Source organism: Curtobacterium sp. B8 (assembly GCF_000333315.1).
GTDB lineage: Bacteria > Actinomycetota > Actinomycetes > Actinomycetales > Microbacteriaceae > Curtobacterium > Curtobacterium luteum.
The window spans coordinates 1-4,347 of sequence record NZ_BACW01000344.1; the positions used below are offsets into that span (position 1 = coordinate 1).

A 4,347-nucleotide genomic window follows, 5' to 3' on the forward strand; every position below is an offset into this window, starting at 1 on the left:
ATTCGGTTACTCTCGACCGGCTGACAGAGACCTTCCGCAACCTGCGGAGCAAGGGTCGCCTGTCCCCGTCCGACGTCGACGGCACCGTCCGCGAGATCCGACGGGCGCTCCTCGACGCCGACGTCGCGCTCGAGGTCGTCAAGTCCTTCACCGCCGCGGTGCGCGAGCGCGCGCTCTCCGACGAGGTGAACAAGGCGCTCAACCCCGCGCAGCAGGTCGTCCAGATCGTCAACGAGGAACTCGTCGGCATCCTCGGCGGGCAGCAGCGTCGGCTCGAGTTCGCGAAGCGTCCGCCGACGGTGATCATGCTCGCCGGTCTCCAGGGCGCCGGCAAGACCACGCTCGCGGGCAAGCTCGGCAAGTGGCTCAAGAAGGACGGCCACACCCCGATGCTCGTCGCGGCGGACCTCCAGCGTCCGAACGCCGTGCAGCAGCTCCAGGTCGTCGGTGAACAGGCCGGCGTGCACGTGTTCGCCCCGGAGCCCGGCAACGGCGTCGGCGACCCGGTGAAGGTCGCGAAGAACGCGATCAAGGCCGCGGTGGACCAGCAGTACGACACCGTCATCGTCGACACCGCCGGCCGCCTCGGCGTGGACGCGGAGCTGATGAAGCAGGCCGCGAACATCCGCAAGGCCGTCGACCCCGACGAGGTCCTGTTCGTCATCGACGCGATGATCGGTCAGGACGCCGTCGCCACCGCCCGCGCCTTCCAGGAGGGCGTCGACTTCACCGGTGTCGTCCTGTCGAAGCTCGACGGTGACGCCCGCGGTGGCGCGGCGTTGTCCGTCGCGAGCATCACCGGTCGCCCGATCATGTTCGCGTCCACAGGTGAGGGCCTCGACGACTTCGAGCCGTTCCACCCGGACCGCATGGCGAGCCGCATCCTCGACCTCGGCGACATCCTCTCGCTCATCGAGCAGGCCCAGCAGGCGTTCGACGAGGACGAGGCCCGCAAGGTCGCCGAGAAGATCGCCTCCGACTCGTTCACGCTGAACGACTTCCTCGAGCAGATGCAGCAGCTCCGCAAGGCCGGCTCGATCAAGGGCATGCTCGGCATGCTCCCGGGCGCCAAGGGGATGCGCGAAGCGCTCGACAACTTCGACGAGAGCGAGATCGTCCGCACCGAGGCGATCATCCAGTCGATGACGAAGCAGGAGCGCGAGCTGCCGAAGCTCCTCAACGGTTCCCGTCGTCTCCGCATCGCCCGGGGCTCCGGCACCACGGTGACCGAGGTGAACGCGCTCGTGAACCGCTTCGAGCAGGCGGCGAAGATGATGAAGACCGTCGCGCGCGGCGGCGTGCCGCAGATGCCGGGCATGGGTCCGATCCCGGGCATGCACGGCGGCAAGAAGAAGCAGCAGCAGGGCGGCGCGAAGAAGAAGAAGGTCGGCAACCCGGCGAAGCGTGCGGCGCTCGCCTCGGGTGCCGCGGCGCAGCCCCAGCAGCAGACCCCCCAGGGGTCCGGGTTCGGGTTCGGCGGCGCGAACGCGAAGAACCCGAAGGCGCCCACCGAGGAAGAGATGCAGTCGCTGCAGAAGTTCCTGGGCCGCTGACGCGGACTGCCGTGGGTCGCTGACGCGACCGACGACGGACGGGAGGCACGGTGTCGGCTGGCACCGCGCCTCCCGTTCGTCGTTCAGCGCTTCGACTTCTTGAGGTAGGCGCGGAGGTCCGCGTACGTCCCGTCGTCCTCGCCGAAGAGCACGACGTTCCGCGCCGTGTCGAGCCACGACCGTGTCGACGGTCGCACCTCCGCCACCGAGTCGAGGAGGTCGGGCATCCCGATGAGCCGGGCGGTGCCGCTGGCGACGCTGTCCATCAGCGCCCGCTCGGCGGCGACCTCGCAGACGTAGGCGATGTCGGCGCCGGAGAAGCCCTCGGTGCGCTTCGCGAGCACCCCGACGTCGACGCCCTCGAGCGGTCGGTCCCGGAGGTGGGTGCGGAAGACCGCCTCACGAGCAGGAGCGTCCGGCGGCAGCACCAGCACCGTCCGGTCGAGGCGGCCCGGCCGTCGCAGCGCGGGTTCGACGTCCCAGGGCTGGTTCGTCGCCGCCAGCACGAACACGCCCTCGTTGCCGCCGCTGATCCCGTCGAGTTCGGTGAGGAGCTGGTTCACCATGCCGCGGACGTGCGAACTGCGCGTCTGGCTCCGCCGCTGGCCGAGTGCGTCCACCTCGTCGAAGAACACGACGCACGGCGCCGCTGCCCGAGCGGCCTCGAAGACCGCCTGGATGTTCCGCTCACTCACGCCGATGTACGGGTCGAGGACGTCCGTGATCGCGACGCTGAGGAACCGTGCGCCCAGCTCGCCGGCGACGGCGCGCGCGATGAAGGTCTTGCCGCACCCGGGCGGTCCGTAGAGGAGCAGTCCACCGCGGAGGCTCTTGCCGTAGAGCGCGCGGAGCTCGGGGTTCGCGAGCGGCGCGAGGAACGCCGCGTTCAGCCGTTGCTTGACGTGCTCCATGCCCCCGACGTCGGTGAACCGGGTCCCGGGGTCCTCGACGGAGAACGCGGAGGGGAGGTCCGGGTCGTCGGCGTCGAGGTCGTCGACGAAGGCCGGTCCGACGAGGTGCTCGACCTCCTGTTCCGCCGCGTGCCAGTCGAAGGAGGTGCGGTCGTCCGCCGTCTCCTCAGGGGCGCTCGACGACGGTGCGCTCGACGGCGCGGCGCTCGACACCGGGGCGGAGCCGCCGCGGAGGGTGTCGAGCATGAGCGTGCCGGCTGCGGCGTCGGTCGGTTCGGCAGCCAGCGCGGCCGCGGCCTCGGCGGTCGCCTCGGCGGTCCTGCCCGCGTCCAGCAGCAGACGACCGAGGTGGACGCGGAGCGGGACGTCGTGCGGCGCGGACGCCACGGCTCGACGGAGGGCGTCGATCACGGGGTCGGTCGGTTCGTGGTCCATGGGGTCCTCGGTGGTCAGGTGGAGGTGGGGCGGTGTGCGGCGGCGGTGTGGAACGCCGCGGTCGGACGGTGTCGGTAAGTCGCCGACCCGGTGCCGGGGGTGCCGACTGGTAGTGCAGGACGAACGACAGCGCAGAGCACACCACGACCAGGGCGAACGCTGTCAGTGGTGGCCACGGGAACGCGAACGGCAGGGCCGGGGCGAGCAGGACGAGGACGGCCGCGACGGTGAGCAGGACCACGACCGTGCGGAGCAACGTCGATCCGCGGAGCAGCCGGACGAGCGGTTCCCGGTTCTGCCGCACCGTCCGGGTGACGAGCACGACCCCGATGGCGATCAGTGCGGCCGCGATCAGCCAGCTGGTGACAGCGAGCAGGAGCGTCGGTCCGGGTGCGCCGAGCGGGACGCCCACGAAGAACCCGGCGATGGCGCTGCCGCCGACGACGACCCGGAGCCGCTGCAGCGTCCCGAGGACCGAGCGCCGCAGTCCGCGGACGGCCGGAGCGTTGTCGGGTCGGTCGTGCACGACGCTCCAGAACCCGGACGTCGACGCCGGCCCGTCCGGATCGGTCCACACCGTGTCCGTCATGCCGGGTTCCGCCACGGCGAGGACTCGTCGGTGGGGGCCGCGGCCACGGTGGGCGGCGCCGGGGCGGGTCCGGGGGAACGCCACCAGGATGCGTCGCGACTGCAGCGAGCCGAGGACGGCGCAGGCGAGCACGACCGCCTGTGCCACGAGGGCGGCTGCGAGCGGCAGGAAGACGCTGACCACGGAGACGATCAGGGCCGCGAGGGTCACCGCCGCGAGGGCGGTCCAGCCCGGCACCGCGCGGCGGGCGGTCGCGACGACGGAACGCGTCCGGCTGCGGGTCTCGGCCACGAACCGGAGCGCGACGACCACGGCTCCGACGATCCCGGTGACGGGGAGCAGGATCGTGGTCAGGCGCGCGATCTCGGCATCGCCGGTCACCCCGAGGGACATCAGGCCGGTCATCACGGCGGTGAACCCGAGCATGCCCCGTACTCGCGCGAGCGGGTTCACGACGGCGACCACGAAGTTCCGTCGCGCCGTGGCGTCGGTCGGGTCGGTGGCGAGGACGCTCGAGAACGCCAGCGCGGACTCGCCCTCGTGTCCGCCGCGGAGGCGGGACACCGCCAGGTTGTGCCGTGTGCCGGTCGTCCCGGGGGCGAGCTCCAGGCCGCGCCGGTAGGCGGCCTGCGCGTCGCGGTGTCGTCCCGCGGCGAGGAGCAGGTCCCCGTGGCGTCGGTGCACGTCGGGCTCCTCGGGCGCGAGCCGGACGGCCTCGTAACTCGCCCGGAGGGCCTCGACCCGTCGCGCCGGGTCGAGGAAGAGCGCGTCGGCGACCGCTGCGTGCGAGCGCCACGACGTCGGGGCCACGACGACGGCTCGCCGGGCTGCGTCCACTGCGCCCGCCTGGTCTCCGGTC

2 protein-coding genes are annotated in these 4,347 nt (G+C 72.1%); one reads left to right on the forward strand and one right to left on the reverse strand.

All coding sequences use genetic code 11. From position 1 onward, the window contains the following. The first annotated feature begins 20 nt into the window (after nt 1-20). Nucleotides 21-1,553, forward strand: a complete 1,533-nt coding sequence (gene ffh, locus I59_RS08965; RefSeq protein WP_031273447.1) for a signal recognition particle protein — start codon at nt 21-23, stop codon at nt 1,551-1,553. An 83-nt stretch (nt 1,554-1,636) separates the two neighbouring features. Here the strand turns inward: ffh and I59_RS08970 are convergent, their stop codons facing one another. After that, complete coding sequence (locus tag I59_RS08970) at nt 1,637-2,899, reverse strand: 26S protease regulatory subunit (RefSeq protein ID WP_031273449.1); 1,263 nt, start codon at nt 2,897-2,899, stop codon at nt 1,637-1,639. Nucleotides 2,900-4,347 lie beyond the last annotated feature (1,448 nt).

Bases quoted from the DNA above. Each gene is read 5' to 3' on its own strand.
- I59_RS08970 (WP_031273449.1), bottom strand. From the start codon at position 2,899: ATGGACCACGAACCGACCGACCCCGTGATCGACGCCCTCCGTCGAGCC.